This is a genomic window from Streptomyces ambofaciens ATCC 23877 (assembly GCF_001267885.1).
In the GTDB taxonomy this organism is placed as follows: Bacteria; Actinomycetota; Actinomycetes; order Streptomycetales; family Streptomycetaceae; genus Streptomyces; species Streptomyces ambofaciens.
In genome coordinates, this window is record NZ_CP012382.1 from 2,209,371 (window position 1) to 2,227,528 (window position 18,158).

21 protein-coding genes are annotated in these 18,158 nt (G+C 73.3%); 2 read left to right on the plus strand and 19 right to left on the minus strand.

The features are described 5' to 3' along the window. Positions 1-13 precede the first annotated feature (13 nt). The 10 genes from SAM23877_RS09955 to hisI form a co-directional block, all read right to left on the minus strand. On the minus strand, positions 14-787 hold the full coding sequence (locus SAM23877_RS09955) for a DsbA family protein (RefSeq protein WP_053129225.1): 774 nt from the start codon (positions 785-787) through the stop codon (positions 14-16). A gap of 86 nt (positions 788-873) precedes the next feature. Continuing rightward, positions 874-1,689, minus strand: coding sequence for a tryptophan synthase subunit alpha (trpA, locus tag SAM23877_RS09960; RefSeq protein WP_053129228.1), 816 nt, complete (start codon positions 1,687-1,689; stop codon positions 874-876). Continuing rightward, on the minus strand, positions 1,686-2,972 hold the full coding sequence (gene trpB, locus SAM23877_RS09965; protein WP_053129231.1) for a tryptophan synthase subunit beta: 1,287 nt from the start codon (positions 2,970-2,972) through the stop codon (positions 1,686-1,688). The genes trpA and trpB overlap by 4 nt, the downstream gene beginning before the upstream one ends. Positions 2,973-3,077: 105 nt before the next feature. Next, entirely contained in the window at positions 3,078-3,254 is a 177-nt protein-coding gene (trpM, locus tag SAM23877_RS40180) for a tryptophan biosynthesis modulator TrpM (RefSeq protein ID WP_107291857.1), read from the minus strand. A 22-nt stretch (positions 3,255-3,276) separates the two neighbouring features. Continuing rightward, positions 3,277-4,086: an indole-3-glycerol phosphate synthase TrpC gene (gene trpC, locus SAM23877_RS09970; protein WP_053129234.1), complete on the minus strand. Its 810-nt coding sequence runs from the start codon at positions 4,084-4,086 to the stop codon at positions 3,277-3,279. Positions 4,087-4,203: 117 nt separating this feature from the next. Beyond that, positions 4,204-4,713 (minus strand): DUF2752 domain-containing protein, encoded by a 510-nt coding sequence (locus tag SAM23877_RS09975; RefSeq protein ID WP_079030117.1) that lies wholly within the window; start codon positions 4,711-4,713, stop codon positions 4,204-4,206. Between the two features lie 93 nt (positions 4,714-4,806). After that, positions 4,807-5,058: an HGxxPAAW family protein gene (locus SAM23877_RS09980; RefSeq protein ID WP_053129237.1), complete on the minus strand. Its 252-nt coding sequence runs from the start codon at positions 5,056-5,058 to the stop codon at positions 4,807-4,809. A 173-nt stretch (positions 5,059-5,231) separates the two neighbouring features. Further along, a complete protein-coding gene (locus SAM23877_RS09985; RefSeq protein WP_053129240.1) occupies positions 5,232-5,873 on the minus strand; it encodes a TIGR02234 family membrane protein in 642 nt (213 codons plus the stop codon). A gap of 142 nt (positions 5,874-6,015) precedes the next feature. After that, on the minus strand, positions 6,016-7,557 hold the full coding sequence (locus SAM23877_RS09990; protein ID WP_053142337.1) for an anthranilate synthase component I: 1,542 nt from the start codon (positions 7,555-7,557) through the stop codon (positions 6,016-6,018). 20 nt (positions 7,558-7,577) lie between these two features. Beyond that, entirely contained in the window at positions 7,578-8,012 is a 435-nt protein-coding gene (gene hisI, locus SAM23877_RS09995) for a phosphoribosyl-AMP cyclohydrolase (protein ID WP_053129243.1), read from the minus strand. An 81-nt stretch (positions 8,013-8,093) separates the two neighbouring features. On the opposite strand from hisI, the gene SAM23877_RS10000 reads away from it, so the two are divergent. Beyond that, entirely contained in the window at positions 8,094-8,729 is a 636-nt protein-coding gene (locus tag SAM23877_RS10000) for a TIGR03085 family metal-binding protein (RefSeq protein WP_053129246.1), read from the plus strand. 276 nt (positions 8,730-9,005) lie between these two features. On the opposite strand, the gene SAM23877_RS10005 is transcribed toward SAM23877_RS10000, so the two are convergent. The 9 genes from SAM23877_RS10005 to hisD all read right to left on the minus strand — a co-directional run bounded on the left by SAM23877_RS10005 (position 9,006) and on the right by hisD (position 16,068). Further along, on the minus strand, positions 9,006-10,271 hold the full coding sequence (locus SAM23877_RS10005; RefSeq protein ID WP_053142339.1) for an MFS transporter: 1,266 nt from the start codon (positions 10,269-10,271) through the stop codon (positions 9,006-9,008). A gap of 68 nt (positions 10,272-10,339) precedes the next feature. Beyond that, positions 10,340-11,095: an imidazole glycerol phosphate synthase subunit HisF gene (hisF, locus tag SAM23877_RS10010; RefSeq protein ID WP_053129248.1), complete on the minus strand. Its 756-nt coding sequence runs from the start codon at positions 11,093-11,095 to the stop codon at positions 10,340-10,342. A gap of 25 nt (positions 11,096-11,120) precedes the next feature. After that, positions 11,121-11,516, minus strand: a complete 396-nt coding sequence (locus SAM23877_RS10015) for a RidA family protein (protein WP_053129250.1) — start codon at positions 11,514-11,516, stop codon at positions 11,121-11,123. Then, complete coding sequence (gene priA / locus SAM23877_RS10020) at positions 11,513-12,238, minus strand: bifunctional 1-(5-phosphoribosyl)-5-((5-phosphoribosylamino)methylideneamino)imidazole-4-carboxamide isomerase/phosphoribosylanthranilate isomerase PriA (RefSeq protein ID WP_053129254.1); 726 nt, start codon at positions 12,236-12,238, stop codon at positions 11,513-11,515. Before priA ends, SAM23877_RS10015 begins: the two co-directional genes overlap by 4 nt. A 2-nt stretch (positions 12,239-12,240) precedes the next feature. Further along, on the minus strand, positions 12,241-12,888 hold the full coding sequence (gene hisH / locus SAM23877_RS10025; protein WP_053129257.1) for an imidazole glycerol phosphate synthase subunit HisH: 648 nt from the start codon (positions 12,886-12,888) through the stop codon (positions 12,241-12,243). Further along, complete coding sequence (locus SAM23877_RS40185) at positions 12,879-13,043, minus strand: hypothetical protein (protein ID WP_031031034.1); 165 nt, start codon at positions 13,041-13,043, stop codon at positions 12,879-12,881. Before SAM23877_RS40185 ends, hisH begins: the two co-directional genes overlap by 10 nt. A 3-nt stretch (positions 13,044-13,046) precedes the next feature. Further along, positions 13,047-13,640, minus strand: coding sequence for an imidazoleglycerol-phosphate dehydratase HisB (hisB, locus tag SAM23877_RS10035; RefSeq protein ID WP_053129260.1), 594 nt, complete (start codon positions 13,638-13,640; stop codon positions 13,047-13,049). Then, positions 13,637-14,746, minus strand: coding sequence for a histidinol-phosphate transaminase (locus SAM23877_RS10040; RefSeq protein WP_053129262.1), 1,110 nt, complete (start codon positions 14,744-14,746; stop codon positions 13,637-13,639). Before SAM23877_RS10040 ends, hisB begins: the two co-directional genes overlap by 4 nt. Further along, positions 14,743-16,068 carry a histidinol dehydrogenase gene (gene hisD / locus SAM23877_RS10045; protein WP_053129266.1) on the minus strand — a complete coding sequence of 442 codons (1,326 nt, stop codon included), beginning with the start codon at positions 16,066-16,068 and terminating at the stop codon, positions 14,743-14,745. Before hisD ends, SAM23877_RS10040 begins: the two co-directional genes overlap by 4 nt. 201 nt (positions 16,069-16,269) lie before the next feature. On the opposite strand from hisD, the gene SAM23877_RS10050 reads away from it, so the two are divergent. After that, positions 16,270-17,847, plus strand: a complete 1,578-nt coding sequence (locus tag SAM23877_RS10050) for a hypothetical protein (protein ID WP_053129268.1) — start codon at positions 16,270-16,272, stop codon at positions 17,845-17,847. The last annotated feature ends 311 nt before the right edge of the window (positions 17,848-18,158 follow it).

An 18,158-nucleotide genomic window follows, 5' to 3' on the forward strand; every position in this document is an offset into this window, starting at 1 on the left:
GTAACACCGTCCGCTACTTGTTGGCGTCCTGCACGAGTTGCTTCAGCTTGGCCGGTGTCATGGACCTGTCCTGGTAGATGTTCTTGCCGTCGAGCAGGACGGTCGGCGTGCCGCTGAAGCCGCCGGTGCGGAAGGCCTCGTTGGACTTCTCCACCCAGCTGTTGTGCTTGCCGCCCTCGACGCACTCCTGGAACGGGGTGGTGTCGAGGCCGTCGACCTTGCCCGCCAGGTCGATCAGCTTGTTCTCGTCGGCGAAGGCGTCGTCGGTCTCCGGCGGCTGGTTGGTGAACAGCACGTCGTGGTACGACGTGAACTTGCCGGCGTCCTGGGCGCAGGCCGCGGCGTTGGCCGCCTTGCGGGAGCCGGTGCCGCCCATGTTGCCGTCGATGATGGTCGCCAGGTGGTACTCGACCTTCAGCTGCCCGGCTTCGGTGAGCTCGTGGACGGTGTCGCGGTACGCCAGCTCGAAGGCCTTGCAGGCCGGGCAGCGGAAGTCCTCCCAGATGACGAGCGTCGACTTGGCGCTCTCCTCGCCGACCGGGATCGCGAGGCCGTCCTTGCCCTGCGCGCCCGAGGGCGCCACGATCGGGCCCGCGGACTCGCTGCCGTCGTCCTTGCCCGTGTTGGCGGCGACCACGCCGATCACCGCCGCGAGCCCCAGGACGCAGACCACGCTCGCACCGACGATCAGCGCGCGGCGGCGCTTCTCCTTGGACTTCTGCTTCTCGCGCTCGTCCGCCAGCTTCTCCCGGGCGGTGCGCTTTCCCTCTCGGTTCTTCTCGCTCACACCCCGCAGAACGAACCGGGGAGGCGCAGCGCGCCTCCCCGGTCCCAGGTCCACCCGTACGAGGGACCCGTATGACTTACCCGCCGTCACACCTGCCGGCGTACGCCCTTCGCCAGGTCGGCGGCGAGCGCGCGCACGCCCTCCAGGCCGGCCGCGTCGTCGGGGGCGTCCAGCATCAGCTTGACGAACGCCGAGCCGACGATCACTCCGTCGGCGAAGCCGGCCACCTCGGCGGCCTGCGCCGCGTTGGAGACGCCGAGCCCGACGCAGACGGGGAGGTCGGTGGTGGCGCGGGTGCGCCGGACCAGCTCCTCGGCCTGCGCGCCGACCGACGCGCGGGTGCCGGTGACGCCCATGAGGGAGGCGGCGTAGACGAAGCCGCTGCCGGCCGCGGTGATCTCGGCGAGCCGGGCGTCCTTGCTGCTGGGCGCGACCACGAAGACGGTGGCGAGTCCGTGCTTGTCGGCGTGCTCCCGCCACAGCGCCGACTCCTGGACCGGCAGGTCGGGCAGGATGCACCCGGCGCCGCCCGCCTCGGCGAGCTCCGCGGTGAAGCGCTCCACGCCGTAGCGGTCGATCGGGTTCCAGTACGTCATGACGAGGATCGGCTTGCCGGTGGCCGCGTGCGCCTCCCGGACCGTGCGCATCACGTCGGCGATGCGCACACCGCCGCGCAGGGCGATGTCGTCGGCGGTCTGGATGACCGGGCCGTCCAGGACCGGGTCGCTGTGCGGCAGGCCGACCTCGACGACGTCGGCGCCGCCGTCGAGTGCGGCCCTGATCGCCGCGATGCCGCCGTCCACCGTCGGGAACCCGGCGGGGAGGTAGGCGATGAGGGCGGAGCGGCCCTCGGCCTTCGCCGCGGCGAGCGTGTCGTCCAGCAGTCGTACGTTCCCGCTCACTTGGCGTCCCCCTCGATCTCGGCGGTGGTGCCGGCCTCGTCGGCGGCGACCTCGGCGTCGGTGTCGTACAGCCCGAAGTAGCGGGCGGCGGTGTCCATGTCCTTGTCGCCGCGGCCGGACAGGTTGACGACGAGCAGCCCGTCCTTGCCCAGCTCCCTGCCGACCTCGAGGGCGCCGGCCAGCGCGTGGGCGCTCTCGATGGCCGGGATGATGCCCTCGGTGCGCGACAGCAGGCGCAGCGCCTGCATGGCGGCGTCGTCCGTGACCGCGCGGTACTCGCCGCGGCCGGAGTCCTTGAGGTAGGCGTGCTCGGGTCCGATGCCGGGGTAGTCCAGACCGGCGGAGATGGAGTAGGGCTCGGTGATCTGGCCCTCGTCGTCCTGGAGGACGTAGGAGCGGGAGCCGTGCAGGATGCCGGGCTCGCCGGCGGACAGGGTGGCCGCGTGCTCGCCGGTCTCGATGCCGTGTCCGGCGGGCTCGCAGCCGATGAGGCGGACGTCCGCGTCGGGGATGAAGGCGTGGAAGAGGCCGATGGCGTTGGAGCCGCCGCCGACGCAGGCGACGGCCGCGTCGGGCAGGCGTCCGGCCTGCTCCAGGAGCTGGCGGCGGGCCTCGACGCCGATCACGCGGTGGAAGTCGCGCACCATCGCCGGGAAGGGGTGGGGGCCCGCGACGGTGCCGAACAGGTAGTGGGTGCGGTCGACGTTGGCGACCCAGTCGCGGAAGGCCTCGTTGATGGCGTCCTTGAGGGTGCGGCTGCCGGACTTCACGGCGATGACCTCGGCACCGAGCATGCGCATGCGGGCCACGTTGAGGGCCTGGCGCTGGGTGTCGATCTCGCCCATGTAGATCGTGCAGTCGAGGCCGAAGAGGGCGCAGGCCGTCGCCGTCGCCACGCCGTGCTGGCCGGCGCCGGTCTCCGCGATGACCCGGGTCTTGCCCATGCGCTTGGTGAGCAGGGCCTGGCCGAGCACGTTGTTGATCTTGTGCGAGCCGGTGTGGTTCAGGTCCTCGCGCTTGAGGAAGACACGGGCTCCGCCGGCGTGCTCGGCGAAACGGGGGACCTCCGTGAGCGCCGACGGACGGCCGGTGTAGTGGACCAGCAGGTCGTCGAGTTCGCGGGCGAACTCGGGGTCGTGCTTGGCCTTGTCGTACTCGACGGCGACCTCGTCGACGGCGGCGACGAGGGCCTCGGGGATGAACTTGCCCCCGAACGCGCCGAAGTAGCCCTCGGCGCTGGGGACCTGACCCGCCGGGTCGGGGATGAAGAAGTTACTGGGCATGCGGAAACCTCACGGTGAGTGTCGTTCGGACTGATCGCCGTGGGGGCGGGGTGTTCTCTGCCGGCCGCGGGCCGTGTGTGGCTGCTCGGGCGGTTCCCCGCGCCCCTAGAAGGAGGGGCGCTGCCATCGACGGCCGTTGACCTGCCCGGGCTCGTCCCCGATGACGTACCGCACCCGGCGTCCGTGCACCCGGCGGGCGGGCGCACGGCAGCCTCGGGGCCGGCAGCCGCGCGCGAGGCGGGCGTACGGGTCCCGGGAGGCCGGAGCGAGGAGGAGCGTCATCGGGGGTCAGCCTACCGGGGGGTCAGCCCCGGCCGTGCCGCAGTGCCGGGTGCTCGCCGGCCGCCACCAGGTCGGAGACCGCGGTCTTCGGGTCCCGGCCGGTGACCAGCGACTCGCCGACCAGGACGGCGTCGGCGCCCTCGTTGGCGTAGGCGATGAGGTCGTGCGGTCCGCGGACGCCGGACTCGGCGACCTTGACGATGTGCGCCGGGATCTCCGGGGCGACCCGCTCGAAGGTGCCGCGGTCGACCTCCAGCGTCTTCAGGTTGCGCGCGTTGACACCGACGATCTTGGCTCCGGCGTCCACCGCGCGCTCGACCTCGTCCTCGTCGTGCACCTCGACGAGCGGGGTGAGGCCGATGGACTCGGCGCGCTCGATCAGCGACTCCAGTGCCGGCTGGTCGAGGGCCGCGACGATCAGCAGCACGAGGTCGGCGCCGTACGCACGGGCCTCCCACAGCTGGTACGAGGTGACGATGAAGTCCTTGCGCAGCACGGGGATGTCCACCCGCGCGCGGACCGCCTCCAGGTCGGCGAGCGAGCCGCCGAAGCGCCGCTCCTCGGTGAGGACGGAGATGACGGCCGCGCCGCCCGCCTCGTAGTCCGCGGCGAGACCGGCCGGGTCGGCGATGGCCGCCAGCGCGCCCTTGGACGGGCTGGAGCGCTTGACCTCGCAGATCACCTTCACGCCGTCGCCGCGCAGGGCGGAGACGCCGTCCTTGGCGGGGCGGGCCTTGGCCGCGCGCTCCTTGAGCTCGTCGAGGCTGACGCGCGCCTGCCGCTCCGCGAGGTCGGCACGGACTCCGTCGATGATCTCGTCGAGCACACTCACGCGAGCGGCCCCCTTTCAGACGGCGAAACCTGTGGTCACTGTGATGGTATCCGGAGCGGGGCGCCGGTCCCGCATCCGGTGGACGCCGGTCCCATTACCTGGACGTCCGTCCCATGATCAAGGAACGAGCCAGCCACCGAACGGTAGGTTCCGGACAACCGTGAAGGCCAGCAGCAGAGCCCCGAGCGTCCACAGGTGGACCGGGCCGAGGTCGAGCCGCAGCGGGCGGCCGCGCACCACGCGGATCACCCAGACGGTCCACAGCACGGCGAACCCCAGATAGCCGAGGACGGCCGGCGCGTTGGCCTGCAGCGCGGTCGGCAGGTCCCCGTGGACGAACGCGTGGGCGCTGCGCAGGCCGCCGCAGCCGGGGCAGTAGACGCCCGTGAAGCGCAGCAGGGGGCAGACGGGGTAGTGGCCGGCCTCGTTGGGGTCCACGCTCCCCACGTAGGCGAAGGCTCCGGCGACGGCGGCGAGCACCCCGGCCGGGACGGCGAGGCGCGCCGCTGAGGGCGGGCGGGCGGCCACGGCGGCCGGCGGCGCGGCCCCTCGGGGCGGCACGGGCGCGTCCCGTGTCACGGTCGGGCCCTGCGTCGGTTTCCCGGTCTCGGCGTCCACGCTCCGCATTCTGCCTCCGACGGCCGGTACCCGCACGCGAGGGGCGGCCCCGGCACCCTCGTGCCGGTCCGCCCCTCGGGGAGTACCGCTGCGGCCGTGTCGTCAGCCCTTGGCGCCGGCCGGCTCGCGCTCGCCGGTGACCTGGTGCACGGGGTGGTTCTGCTTCGGCTGGCCGAGGCCCATCATGCGCATGATGCCGCCCACGACACCGCCGAGGAGCACGACCACCATGCCGGCCCAGAAGCCCACCGGCTGGGCCGCCACCATGAACACGCCCGCGACGCAGAAACCGATGAAGGCGATGATGACACCCGTCCAGGCGGCCGGGGTGTGACCGTGGCTGCTGCCCGACATTGCTTGCTCCTCGTTGCTGTGTGCCAAGTCTGAGCAGGACGCTCGTGCCCATTGTCCCGCACGGGCGCGCGCGCCGTGATCGGGGGTGCTCCTCACGCGCGCGCCGGACACCGCTCGTCCGGGGCGCTCGCACCGCTTCACGGGTGCCCGGGCGCGGGCGGGTGAACCGCGGGTCAGGCGCCGGTCGGGTCCTCGCCGCGGTCGAGGGCCTTCCACAGGTCCTCGGGCCGGTCCGGGTCCACGGTCTGCGGCGTGCGGCGCGGTCGCGGCGTGCCGTCCCGCTCGTAGCGGCCGGACATCGCGGGCCACCGGCGGCCGTAGCGCAGGGCGAGCAGTCCGGCCAGCAGGAGCAGGGCGCCGCCCACGGCCGCGACGTACGGCCAGGCCGTGTGGGAGAGGGCGTCCACGGTGGCCGAGGTGTCGCCGGCGGCCTTCGCGGCCTGGTCGTCCAGGGCGGAGCTGTCGGAGGCGCCGGCCAGGGCCGCGGCCATGGTGCCCGCGCCGCTCAGCGCGAGGACGGCGGCGACGGCGAACCGGCCGGCGCGGCGCACGGCGAAGACGGCGACGAGCGCGGCGAGGCCCACTATGGCGAGCGCCGCGGGTACGCCCGTGACGTCGCTGCCCTTGGCGGTCAGGGGGAACGCGCCGCCGGCCACCGTCGCGGTGCCCTCCGCCCACTCCTGCCGGGTGGCGAGCAGGGCGACGGCCGCGCCGAGCGCGCCGCACAGCAGGGCGGCGGCGAGGCTCCGGCGGCCGGCCCGGGAGGGGCCTGCGGCTGGGGTACGGGGGTGAGGAACGGCTGTCACGTACTCCACTATCACCCGAACCCCGGGCGAACCGTCACCCGGGGTTCGGATTGGCGGACGTGATAATCGCCCCACCGCCCCGACGGGTTGGCCCTCTTGCCCCGGGCGCCGCTCGGTCCTCGTGCGCCGGCGACCGCCCGGGACGCGGGCCTCAGCCGCCGCTCGGCCCGGCCGCCCCGGCCGCCGCCCGGGGGTGCCGGCCCAGCCGGTTGGCCGTGTGCACCGCTCGCAGCACCGCCGCCGCCTTGTTGCGGCACTCGGTGTCCTCGGCGACCGGGTCGGAGTCGGCGACCACGCCGGCGCCCGCCTGGACGTAGGCCGTGCCGTCGCGGAGCAGTGCCGTGCGGATGGCGATGGCGGTGTCGGAGTCGCCCGCGAAGTCGAGGTAGCCGACACAGCCGCCGTACAGGCCGCGGCGGGACGGTTCGAGTTCGTCGATGATCTGCAGGGCGCGCGGCTTGGGCGCCCCGGAGAGGGTGCCCGCCGGGAAGCACGCGGTGAGGACGTCGAAGGCGGTGCGGTCCGGGGCGACGCGTCCGGTGACCGTCGAGACGATGTGCATGACGTGCGAGTACCGCTCGACGGACATGAAGTCGACGACCTCCACCGAGCCGGGTTCGCAGACCCGCCCCAGGTCGTTGCGCCCGAGGTCGACGAGCATCAGGTGCTCGGCGCGCTCCTTGGGGTCGGCGAGCAGCTCGTCGGCGAGTGCCTGGTCCTCCTGCGGGGTGGCGCCCCGGGGGCGGGTCCCGGCGATGGGGTGGACCATGGCCCGCCCGTCCTCCACCTTGACCAGTGCCTCGGGGGACGACCCGACGACGTCGAAGCCCTCCAGGCGCAGCAGGTACATGTACGGGGACGGGTTGGTGGCCCGCAGCACCCGGTACACGTCCAGGGCGCTCGCCGTGCACGGCGTCTCGAAGCGCTGGGAGGGGACCACCTGGAAGGCCTCGCCCGCGCGGATGCGCTCCTTGATGTCCTCGACGGCGTCCTGGAAGTCGGGGCCGCCCCACAGCGCGGTGTACGCGGGCAGCTCGGACGGCGGCAGCGCGGCCGGGGGCTGGGCCACCGCGCGCGTGAGGTCGGCCTCCATGGCGTCCAGGCGGGCGATCGCGTCGGCGTAGGCCTCGTCGACGCCGGTCTCCAGGTCGTTGTGGTTGATCGCGTTGGCGATCAGGAGGACCGAGCCCTCCCAGTGGTCCATGACGGCGAGGTCGCTGGTGAGCAGCATGGTCAGCTCGGGGAGCCCCAGGTCGTCGCGGTCCCCCGGGCCGACCTTCTCCAGACGGCGCACGATGTCGTAGCCGAGGTAGCCGACCATGCCGCCGGTGAAGGGCGGCAGGCCCAGGTCGTGGGCGAGGTCACGGGGGGTGTGCAGGGCCTCGACGGTGGCGCGCAGGGCGGCGAGCGGGTCGCCGTCGGTGGGGACGCCGACGGGCGGGGTGCCCTGCCAGTGCGCCTGCCCGTCACGTTCGGTGAGGGTGGCGGCACTGCGGACGCCGATGAAGGAGTAGCGGGACCACTGGAACGCCGTCCGTCCGTTCTCCGCGCTCTCCAGCAGGAAGGTGCCGGGACGCTCGGCGGCGAGCTTGCGGTACAGCGCGACCGGGGTGTCGCCGTCGGCGAGGAGCTTGCGGCTGACCGGGATCACGCGGCGGTCGGCGGCCAGCTTGCGGAAGGTCTCGAGGTCCATGTCGTCCATGGCGGCAGACCCTACTGACCCGTGCCGGGCGTGTCGGCACCCGCGCCGCCGCCGTCGGCGCCGTCGGCACCGCCCTCGTCGCCGCCGAGGAGCACGTCGGCGTCGAAGCAGGTCCGGGCGCCGGTGTGGCAGGCGGCGCCGACCTGGTCGACCTTGACCAGGACGGTGTCGGCGTCACAGTCCAGGGCGACGGACTTCACCCACTGGAAGTGCCCGGAGGTGTCGCCCTTGACCCAGTACTCCCCACGACTGCGGGACCAGTAGGTGCAGCGACCCGTCGTCAGCGTGCGGTGCAGGGCCTCGTCGTCCATCCAGCCGAGCATCAGCACCTCTCCGGTGTCGTACTGCTGGGCGATGGCGGGCACGAGACCGTCGGCGCCGCGCTTGAGGCGCGCCGCGATCTCCGGGGCGAGCGGGCTGGGCGGTCGGGGGGAGCTGCTGGTCATGCGCCCATTGTGCCGCGCGGGACGGACACGCCCCGGCGCTGTCCATTGGGCGGACCCGGCCGGCGGCCGTAGGCTGACTCCATGTCGACTTTCGCCAAGCGTGAACGACTTCTGCTCGCCGACCTGTTGGAGACGGCGGGGCCCGAGGCCCCCACCCTCTGCGAGGGCTGGCGGACCCGTGACCTCGCCGCGCACGTGGTGGTGCGCGAGCGCCGGCCGGACGCCGCCGGGGGCACCCTGATCAAACAGCTGGCGTCCCGGCTGGACCGGGTGATGGAGGAGTACGGCGCGAAGCCGTACGAGGAGCTGCTGCAGCTGATCCGCACCGGACCGCCCCGGTTCTCGCCCTTCCAGCTCAAGCAGGTCGACGAGGCCGCGAACACGGTGGAGTTCTACGTCCACACCGAGGACGTCCGCCGTGCGCAGCCGGACTGGGCGCCCCGGGAGCTGGACCCGGTCTTCCAGGACGCCCTGTGGTCCCGGCTGGAGCGCACCGCCCGCCTGGTGGGCCGCGGCATCCCGACCGGCCTGGTGCTGCGCCGCCCGAACGGCCAGACGACGGTCGCGCACCGCGGCACGCCGGTGGTGACGGCGACGGGCGAGCCGTCCGAGCTGCTGCTGTTCGCGTACGGCAGGCAGGGCGCCGCGAAGGTGGAGCTGGAGGGCGAGCCGGACGCGATCGCCAAGCTGCACGAGACGAAACAGCTCGGGCTCTAGCCCCGGGCGCCGAGGAACCACGGACCGTGCCGTGCGCGGCGGCGGGACGCGGCGCGCCCCGAGACCCGACACCGCGCGTCCGCCGGTGCGCGGCGCGAGGGGGCGCGGACGCGTCCCGGGAGCCCGGCATCGCGAGGACGGCGGTGCGCGGCGCGAGGGGGCGCGGACGCGTCCCGGGAGCCCGGCATCGCGAGGACGGCGGTGCGCGGCGCGAGGGGGCGCGGACACGACCCGGGAGCCCGGCATCGCGAGGACGGCGGTGCGCGGCGTCAGGCGCTACGCCGGCAGCTCCGCCCGCCGCAGGTGGGGTGCGCAGAGGGCGACGAGCCCGCCGAGGCCGCAGACCACGGCGCTGACCGCGAAGACCGGGCCGGTGCCCCAGACGCCGATGGCGGCGGCCGACACCGGCATGCTCAGCGGCGCGATCCCCAGGCTGACGATCCCGGCGACCGCGGTGACCCGGCCCAGGTAGGCGGGCTCCGCCTGGGTCTGGAGCAGAGCACCGCAGACGGCGCCGCTGAGACCCGTGAGCAGCCCGACGAGCACGGCGATGCCGACGGCCCCGGCGAGGGCGGGCACGTGGGCCAGGGCGCCGATCGCGGCGGCGCCGGGGACGATGGCGCCGGCGACGACGAGACCGGCGTGCGGGACGCGCCCCCGGACGGTCAGCAGCAGGGCGGCGATCCCGGCGCCCGTCCCGAACCCCGCGAGCGTCCAGCCCATCCCGGAGGCGCCCCAGCCGCGTTCCTCCGCGAGCAGGGTCAGGCCCACGTTGAGCGGGCCGACGAAGCCGAGGTCTCCGAGGGCGATGGCCACCATCAGGGGCGCCAGGACCCGGTGCCGACGGATGTACCCGAGTCCGGCCCGCAGGTCCCGCCACGCGGTGCCGTCCCGGGCGGTCGTGCCCCCGTCGTTGGGCAGCTCGCGCATCCGCACGGAGACCAGCAGCGGGACCGACACGGCGATGAGCACCCCGGCCAGCGTGAAGGCGGCGGCCGAACCGCCGACGGCCACCCCGAGCCCGCCGAGCGGAGCGCCCACCACGGCGGCGAAACGCACGGCGAGCCCCCGCATGCCCTGGACGCGGGCGAGCTGGTCCTTGGCGGTGATGCGGGCGGGCAGCGCCCCGACGGCGGGCATGAACACGGCGTCGACGGTGCCGAAGACGACGGCGAGCAGGGCCAGCAGCCACAGGCCGGGATCGGCCGCGAAGAGCACCGCGGCGACCGCCAGCACGGTGACGCACCGGACGGCGTCGCTGCCGATGACGACCCTCCGCGGCCCGAACCGGTCGGCGACCACCCCGCCGCCGAGCATGAGCAGCGCCCGTGGCACCGCGCTCACGGCCGTGACGACCCCGGCCTCCGCGGGGCTGCCGTGCTGCACGGCGGCCCACGACAGTGCGAGGAAGAAGACGGTGTCGCCCACCATGGACGCGGTGTAGGCGGCCACCCAGCGCAGGACGTTGCCGTCGCGGTGGGCGGGTACCACGGACCCTTCGGGTACGGCGGAGCCGTCGGTTACGGCGGAGCCGTCGGGTATGACCGTGTCCGTCACGTACACGGCCCCCTCAGACGGCGCCGGGCCGACACGACGCCCGCCGGCCCGGGTCAGCGGACGAGGTGTCCCGCCTCACGCAGCGTCTCCTTCACCTGGCCGATCCGCAGATCGCCGAAGTGGAACACGGAGGCCGCGAGAACGGCGTCCGCGCCCGCCGCGACGGCCGGCGGGAAGTCGGTGAGGCGACCGGCGCCGCCGGAGGCGATCACCGGGACGGTCACGTGCTTGCGGACCGCCGCGATCATCTCCAGGTCGTAGCCGTCCTTCGTGCCGTCCGCGTCCATCGAGTTGAGCAGGATCTCCCCCGCGCCCAGCTCGGCCGCGCGGTGCGCCCACTCCACCGCGTCGATGCCGGTGCCGCGCCGGCCGCCGTGGGTGGTCACCTCGAAGGTTCCGGCCTCGGTGCGGCGGGCGTCGACCGACAGGACGAGGACCTGGCGGCCGAAGCGCTCGGCGATCTCGCGGATCAGGTCGGGGCGGGCGATGGCGGCCGTGTTCACGCCCACCTTGTCCGCGCCCGCCCGCAGCAGCTTGTCGACGTCGTCGGCGGTGCGCACGCCGCCGCCGACGGTCAGCGGGATGAACACCTGCTCGGCGGTGCGGCGCACCACGTCGTACGTCGTCTCGCGGTTGCCCGACGAGGCGGTGATGTCCAGGAACGTCAGCTCGTCGGCGCCCTCGGTGTCGTACACCTTGGCCATCTCGACGGGGTCGCCCGCGTCGCGCAGGTTCTGGAAGTTCACGCCCTTGACGACCCGGCCGTTGTCCACGTCCAGGCAGGGGATGACTCGGACCGCCAGGGTCATGAATCCACGGCTCCTCTGATGCCTCTCACTGTCCTCTGAATGCTTCGAGCTCCACCGACACCAGGACCCGCGAGTCCATGAAGCCCTGCACGACCAGCAGGGTCGTGACCGGGCGTACGGCGTCGAACAGCTCCTTGTGGGCGCGTCCCACCGCGTCGACGTCCCGGGAGTGTGCCAGATGCACACGGGTCCGGGTGACGGACTCGATGCCCAGCCCGAACTCGCCGATCGCCTCCAGCGCGGTGGTGAAGGCCACCTTGGTCTGTTCGTACGGGTCGCCGTCGCCGTACAGCACGTCGCCCTTGAAGGCGGTCGTGCCCGCCACGACGACATGATCACCCGCCGCCACGGCCCGTGCGAAACCGAAGGACTCTTCCCAGGGACTTCCGCTCTGCACGCGCCGTACGGCTTCCGATGTCATGACGACACAGCCTCCAAGGCCTCTTCCAGGGTGAACGCCTTCGCGTACAGGGCCTTCCCGACGATGGCCCCCTCGACACCGGCCGGGACGAGACCGGCGATCGCGCGGAGGTCGTCCAGGGACGACACGCCGCCGGATGCCACGACCGGGCGTTCGGTCGCCGCGCAGACGTTCTTCAGGAGCTCCAGGTTGGGGCCCTGGAGGGTGCCGTCCTTGGCGATGTCGGTGACGACGTACCGGGCGCAGCCCTCCTGGTCGAGGCGGGCCAGCGTCTCGTAGAGGTCGCCGCCGTCCCGGGTCCAGCCCCGGCCGCGGAGCGTGGTGCCGCGCACGTCCAGGCCCACCGCGATCTTGTCGCCGTAGCGGGCGATGACCTTGGCGACCCACTCGGGGGTCTCCAGGGCGGCCGTGCCGAGGTTCACGCGCCGGCAGCCGGTCGCGAGCGCGGCGGCGAGGGTGTCGTCGTCGCGGATGCCGCCGGACAGCTCGACCTTGATGTCCATGGCCTTCGCGACCTCGGCGATCAGCTCGCGGTTGTCCCCGGTGCCGAACGCGGCGTCCAGGTCGACCAGGTGCAGCCACTCGGCGCCGGAGCGCTGCCAGGCGAGGGCGGCCTCCAGCGGGGAGCCGTAGGAGGTCTCGGAGCCGGACTCGCCGTGCACGAGGCGGACGGCCTGGCCGTCGCGGACGTCGACGGCGGGGAGGAGTTCGAGCTTGCTCATCTCTACAGGGTCTCGATCCAGTTGGTGAGGAGCTGGGCTCCGGCGTCGCCGGACTTCTCGGGGTGGAACTGCGTGGCCCACAGCGCGCCGTTCTCGACGGCCGCCACGAAGGGCTTGCCGTGCGTGGACCAGGTGACCTTGGGCGCGGCGATCAGCGGGTTGTGCTCCTCCATCGACCAGTCGTGGACGGCGTAGGAGTGCACGAAGTAATAGCGGGCGTCGGCGTCCAGACCGGCGAACAGCCGGGAGTCCCCAGGCGCCTCGACCGTGTTCCAGCCCATGTGGGGCACCACGTCGGCCTGGAGGGGGCCGACCGTGCCGGGCCACTCGTCCAGGCCCTCGGCCTCGACGCCGTGCTCGATGCCCCGGGCGAACAGGATCTGCATGCCGACGCAGATGCCCATCACCGGGCGTCCGCCCGACAGGCGGCGGTCGACGACCCAGTCGCCCCGGGCGGCCTTGAGGCCGTCCATACAGGCGGCGAAGGCGCCGACGCCGGGGACCAGCAGCCCGTCGGCGTTCATGGCCTTGTCGTAGTCACCGGTGATCTCGACGTCGGCTCCCGCGCGCGCGAGGGCCCGCTCGGCGGAGCGGACGTTGCCGAAGCCGTAGTCGAAGACGACGACCCGCTTGGCGGCGGTCAATTCCACACCTCCAGCCTCAGGACGCCGGCGAACAGGCACATCGCGGCGCCGATGGAGAGCAGCACGATCAGGCCCTTGGGCATCTGCTGCTTGGCGAAGGAGTAGATGCCGCCGAGGAAGAAGAGGCCGACGACGATCAGTGCGGTGGAGGTACCGTTCATGGCTTAGAGCGCGCCCTTCGTGGAGGGAAGGATGCCGGCCGCGCGCGGGTCGCGCTCGGAGGCGTAGCGCAGGGCCCGGGCCAGCGCCTTGAACTGGCACTCCACGATGTGGTGCGCGTTGCGCCCGTACGGCACGTGCACGTGCAGGGCGATCTGGGCCTGGGCGACGAAGGACTCCAGGATGTGCCGGGTCATCGTCGTGTCGTACTCGCCGATCATCGGCGCCATCTTCTCGGGCTCGGTGTGCACGAGGTAGGGGCGGCCGGACAGGTCGACGGTGACCTGGGCGAGGGACTCGTCCAGCGGGACCGTGCAGTTGCCGAAGCGGTAGATGCCCACCTTGTCGCCGAGGGCCTGCTTGAAGGCGGCGCCCAGCGCGAGGGCGGTGTCCTCGATGGTGTGGTGGGAGTCGATGTGCAGGTCGCCCTCGGTCTTCACGGTCAGGTCGAACAGACCGTGCCGGCCGAGCTGGTCGAGCATGTGGTCGTAGAAGCCGACGCCGGTGGCGATGTCGGTCTTCCCGGTGCCGTCGAGGTCGATCTCGACGAGGACCGAGGTCTCCTTGGTGGTGCGCTCCACGCGCCCTACGCGGCTCATGCGCTCTGCTCCTTCTTCAGTTCACGGACCGCGTCGAGGAACGCGTCGTTCTCCTGGGGGGTGCCGGCGGTCACCCGCAGCCAGCCCGGTACGCCGTTGTCCCGGACCAGGACGCCCCGGTCGAGGATCTTCCGCCAGACCTCGTGGGAGTCGGCGAACCGTCCGAACTGGACGAAGTTGGCGTCGGACTCGGTCACCTCGTAGCCGGCCGCGCGCAGTTCGGCGACCAGCCGGTCCCGCTCGGCCTTCAGCTGCTCGACGTACTTGAGCAGCGTGCCGGTGTGCTCCAGGGCGGCCAGCGCGGTCGCCTGGGTGACGGCCGACAGGTGGTACGGCAGCCGTACGAGCTGGACGGCGTCGACGACGGCCGGGTGCGCGGCGAGGTAGCCGAGGCGCAGGCCGGCGGCGCCGAACGCCTTCGACATCGTGCGGGAGATCACGAGGTTCGGCCGTCCGTCCAGCAGCGGCAGCAGGGAGGCGCCGTGGCTGAACTCGATGTAGGCCTCGTCCACGACGACCATCGAGGGCTTCGCGGCCTGGGCCGCGTCGTGGAGCGCGAGGACCGTCTCGGCCGGGACCGCGGTGCCGGTGGGGTTGTTGGGGGTGGTGATGAAGACGACGTCCGGGCGGTGCTCGGCGATCGCCTTCTCGGCGGCGGGGACGTCGATCGTGAAGTCCTCGCGGCGCGGGCCGGAGATCCAGCCCGTGCCGGTGCCGCGGGCGATGAGGCCGTGCATCGAGTACGACGGCTCGAAGCCGATCGCGGTACGGCCGGGGCCGCCGAAGGTCTGCAGCAGCTGCTGGATGACCTCGTTGGAGCCGTTGGCCGCCCAGAGGTTCCGCACGTCCACGGCGTACCCGGAGGTCTCGGTCAGGTACGCGGCGAGCCTGGTGCGCAGCTCCACCGCGTCCCGGTCCGGGTAGCGGTTGAGGTCGCGGGCGGCCTCCCGGACCCGCTCGGTGATCCGCTCGACCAGCGCCTCGGGCAGCGGGTAGGGGTTCTCGTTGGTGTTCAGCCGGACGGGCACGTCGAGCTGGGGCGCGCCGTAGGGGGTCTTGCCGCGCAGCTCGTCCCGTACGGGGAGATCGTCGATTCCGAACGTCACTTGCTCTCCGGGACCTTCCAGTCGAACCGGGCCTTGATCGCCGCGCCGTGCGCGGGCAGGTCCTCCGCCTCCGCCAGCGTCACCACGTGGTGCGCGACCTCGGCCAGCGCGTCGCGCGTGTAGTCGACGATGTGGATGCCGCGCAGGAAGGACTGCACGGACAGGCCCGAGGAGTGGCAGGCGCAGCCGCCGGTGGGCAGGACGTGGTTGGACCCCGCCGCGTAGTCGCCGAGCGAGACGGGCGCCCAGGGGCCGACGAAGACCGCGCCGGCGTTCTTCACGCGGTCGGCGAGCGCCGCCGCGTCGGCCGTCTGGATCTCCAGGTGTTCGGCTCCGTAGGCGTCGACCACGCGCAGGCCCTCGTCGAGGCCGTCGACCAGGACGATGGCGGACTGGCGGCCGGCGAGGGCGGGGCGGATCCGGTCCTCGATGTGCTTGGTGGCCTCGACCTGCGGCTGGAGTTCCTTCTCGACCGCGTTCGCCAGCTCCTCGGAGTCGGTGACCAGGACGGCCGCCGCCAGCGGGTCGTGCTCGGCCTGGCTGATCAGGTCGGCGGCGACGTGCGCCGGGTCGGCCGTGGCGTCGGCGAGGACGGCGATCTCGGTCGGGCCGGCCTCCGCGTCGATGCCGATCCTGCCGGTGAAGTAGCGCTTGGCGGCGGCGACCCAGATGTTGCCGGGGCCGGTGACCATGTTGGCGGGCGGGCAGGACTCGGTGCCGTACGCGAACATGGCGACGGCGGTGGCGCCGCCCGCCGCGTACACCTCGTCGACGCCGAGGAGGGCGCACGCGGCGAGGATCGTCGGGTGCGGCAGGCCGCCGAACTCCGCCTGCGCCGGGGAGGCGAGGGCGATCGACTCGACGCCGGCCTCCTGCGCGGGCACGACGTTCATGATCACGGACGACGGGTAGACCGAGCGCCCGCCGGGGGCGTACAGGCCGACCCGCTCGACCGGCACCCACTTCTCGGTGACCGAGCCGCCGGGGACGACCTGCGTGGTGTGGGTGGAGCGGCGCTGTGCGCGGTGGACGAGCCGGGCGCGGCGGACGGACTCCTCCAGGGCGGCGCGCACGGCCGGGTCGAGCTCCTCCAGCGCGCGCGTGAGCGCGGCGGCCGGAACCCGTACCCGGTCCAGCCGGACACCGTCGAACTGCTCGGCGAAGTCGATCAGCGCCGCGTCGCCACGATGATGCACGGCCTCGCAGATCGGACGCACCTTCTCCAGGGCGGCCGAGACGTCGAAGTCGGCTCGGGGCAGCAGGTCGCGCAGGGCGGGACCCTCGGGGAGGGCGTCGCCGCGCAGATCGATTCGGGAGATCACGGAACCAATTCTCTCAGACCCGCGTCGGGGACCGTTCGCGCGTATCAATGGCTGATACAGAAAGCAACGGTCCCTCGCGCCCGGGGCGGAACTCGCGTCAGTTCGTGCTCACTTTGGGTGTTCGGAAGGTCACGGAGTGGGCATGAACAGTTGTACGAAGAGTAAGCGACCGGTGAGTAGCTGGGGAGGAGGTGAAGTGCCGTGACCGAAGGGGCGGACCACCGTGACGGAGAGCTGCCGGACGACCTCACCGCCGCCGAGGCCGGCATGTGGCAGGCGTTCCGCAACGGCAGCGTGTACGACCTGCGCAGCGGCGACGCGCTCGCCGACGATCCGCACGGCGGGCACCCGTGGGGGCCCGAGCGGACCGTGCGCGCCCGCATCATGTGCTGGCTCCTGCTCGACGGTCCGCCCGCGCTCGCCGGCCGGGTCTCCTCGCTGCAACTGGTGGGCGTGCGGATCAGCGACACGACGGACCTCGCGGGCGGCACGGTGGTGCCGTACGTCGAGCTGCGCGGCTGCCGCTTCGACCGGGAGCTCCTGCTGCCGGAGACCCGGTTCACGACCGTGCGCCTGGTGGACTGCCACGTGCCCCGGCTGGAGGCGGCCCGGCTGCAGACCGAGGGCGACCTGCACCTGCCGCGGTCCCGCTTCCCGGGCGGGATCCGCCTCACGGACGCGCAGATAGGCACCGACCTGCTGCTCAACCAGGCGATCGTGCACCGGGACCGCAGCGGGCGCGCCATAGCCGCGGACGGCCTGTCCGTCGGGCAGGACCTCCAGGCCGAGATGCTGGAGTCGTACGGCGAGGTGAGTCTGCGCAGCGCCCAGGTCGGCGTCTCGCTGAGCCTGCGCGGGGCCCGGCTCCTCAACCCGTACACGCGGCACGCGCTGAACGCCCCGCAGCTGACGGTGGAACGCACCCTGTACATGACCCCGGCGGGCCTCGGCAGTCCGCTGCTGAGGGGGACGACCCCGGCGCAGGGGACGCGGATCCAGCGCTTCGAGTGCGAGGGCGGGGTGCGGCTGGACGACGGACGGTTCGGCGACGCCGTCGACCTCGAGCACGCCCGGTTCACCTTCACGGACGACCAGGAGCTGTCGCTGCGCCGGGTGCAGACCCCCGAGCTGCGGTTCCTCGGCGAGCGGCCGTCGCGCGGCCGGGTGGTGCTGTCGGGGGCGCGGGTGGTCAACCTGATGGACCGCGCGGCCAGCTGGCCGGGCCCGGGCCGGCTGCACATGGGCGGGTTCGCCTACGAGAACCTGGTGCCGCGGGGACCGTTCCCCCTGGAGAAGCGGCTGCGGTGGGTGGGTGCGGCCACCGCCGAGTACAACCCGGAGCCGTACGAGCGCCTCGCCGCGGTCCTGAGAGCGAGCGGCGAGGACGAGGACGCCCGCGAGGTGCTGCTCGCCAAGCACCGCCGGCGCCGCGAGAGCCTGCCCATCGCCGCGAAGCTCGTGGGCTTCGCCCAGGACTGGACGGTCGCCTACGGCTACCGGCCGGGCCGGGCCGCGGTGTGGATGGCGGTGCTGTGGGCGGCGGGCTCGCTCGCCTTCGCTCGCGCCGACCCGCCACCGCTGAAGAGCGGGGAGCATCCGGACTGGAACCCGGCCCTCTTCGCCCTGGATCTGCTCCTGCCCGTCATCGACCTGGGCCAGGCCGGTTTCTGGCAGCTCCACGACGGCTGGCAGTGGCTGGCGACGGCCCTGATCCTCCTCGGCTGGGTCCTGGCGACGACGGTGGCAGCGGGCGCGACCCGCCTCCTCCGCCGGAACTGACCCCTCCCGCCCAAACGCCCGCGGGCGTTTGGGCGGGGCACCCCTCATGGCGACACGGGGTCACCACCGGGACGACGCACCTCCCGGCGGCGGGAAGGCGCGCCACCCGGGCGGCGCGCCTTCCCGCAGCGACACGCCTCGTCACCGGGGCGACGGATGCCTCCGCGGAGCGGCTCGCTCCGGGGCGGTCCTCATCACCGGGGCGACGGAGACCTCCGCGGAGCGGCCCGCTCCGGGGGCGGCGAGACCCGCGCGGCGCCACCGGACGCCGTCGGGACGGCGGCGGGCCCCGCGAGAGGTCCGCACCGGCA

Coding starts and splice junctions, on each gene's coding strand:
- trpB (WP_053129231.1), bottom strand. CDS start 2,972: ATGCCCAGTAACTTCTTCATCCCCGACCCGGCGGGTCAGGTCCCCAGC.
- trpM (WP_107291857.1), bottom strand. CDS start 3,254: ATGACGCTCCTCCTCGCTCCGGCCTCCCGGGACCCGTACGCCCGCCTC.
- SAM23877_RS09975 (WP_079030117.1), bottom strand. CDS start 4,713: ATGCGGAGCGTGGACGCCGAGACCGGGAAACCGACGCAGGGCCCGACC.
- SAM23877_RS09980 (WP_053129237.1), bottom strand. CDS start 5,058: ATGTCGGGCAGCAGCCACGGTCACACCCCGGCCGCCTGGACGGGTGTC.
- SAM23877_RS09990 (WP_053142337.1), bottom strand. CDS start 7,557: ATGGACCTCGAGACCTTCCGCAAGCTGGCCGCCGACCGCCGCGTGATC.
- hisI (WP_053129243.1), bottom strand. CDS start 8,012: ATGACCAGCAGCTCCCCCCGACCGCCCAGCCCGCTCGCCCCGGAGATC.
- SAM23877_RS10000 (WP_053129246.1), top strand. CDS start 8,094: ATGTCGACTTTCGCCAAGCGTGAACGACTTCTGCTCGCCGACCTGTTG.
- hisF (WP_053129248.1), bottom strand. CDS start 11,095: ATGACCCTGGCGGTCCGAGTCATCCCCTGCCTGGACGTGGACAACGGC.
- SAM23877_RS10015 (WP_053129250.1), bottom strand. CDS start 11,516: ATGACATCGGAAGCCGTACGGCGCGTGCAGAGCGGAAGTCCCTGGGAA.
- priA (WP_053129254.1), bottom strand. CDS start 12,238: ATGAGCAAGCTCGAACTCCTCCCCGCCGTCGACGTCCGCGACGGCCAG.
- SAM23877_RS40185 (WP_031031034.1), bottom strand. CDS start 13,043: ATGAACGGTACCTCCACCGCACTGATCGTCGTCGGCCTCTTCTTCCTC.
- hisB (WP_053129260.1), bottom strand. CDS start 13,640: ATGAGCCGCGTAGGGCGCGTGGAGCGCACCACCAAGGAGACCTCGGTC.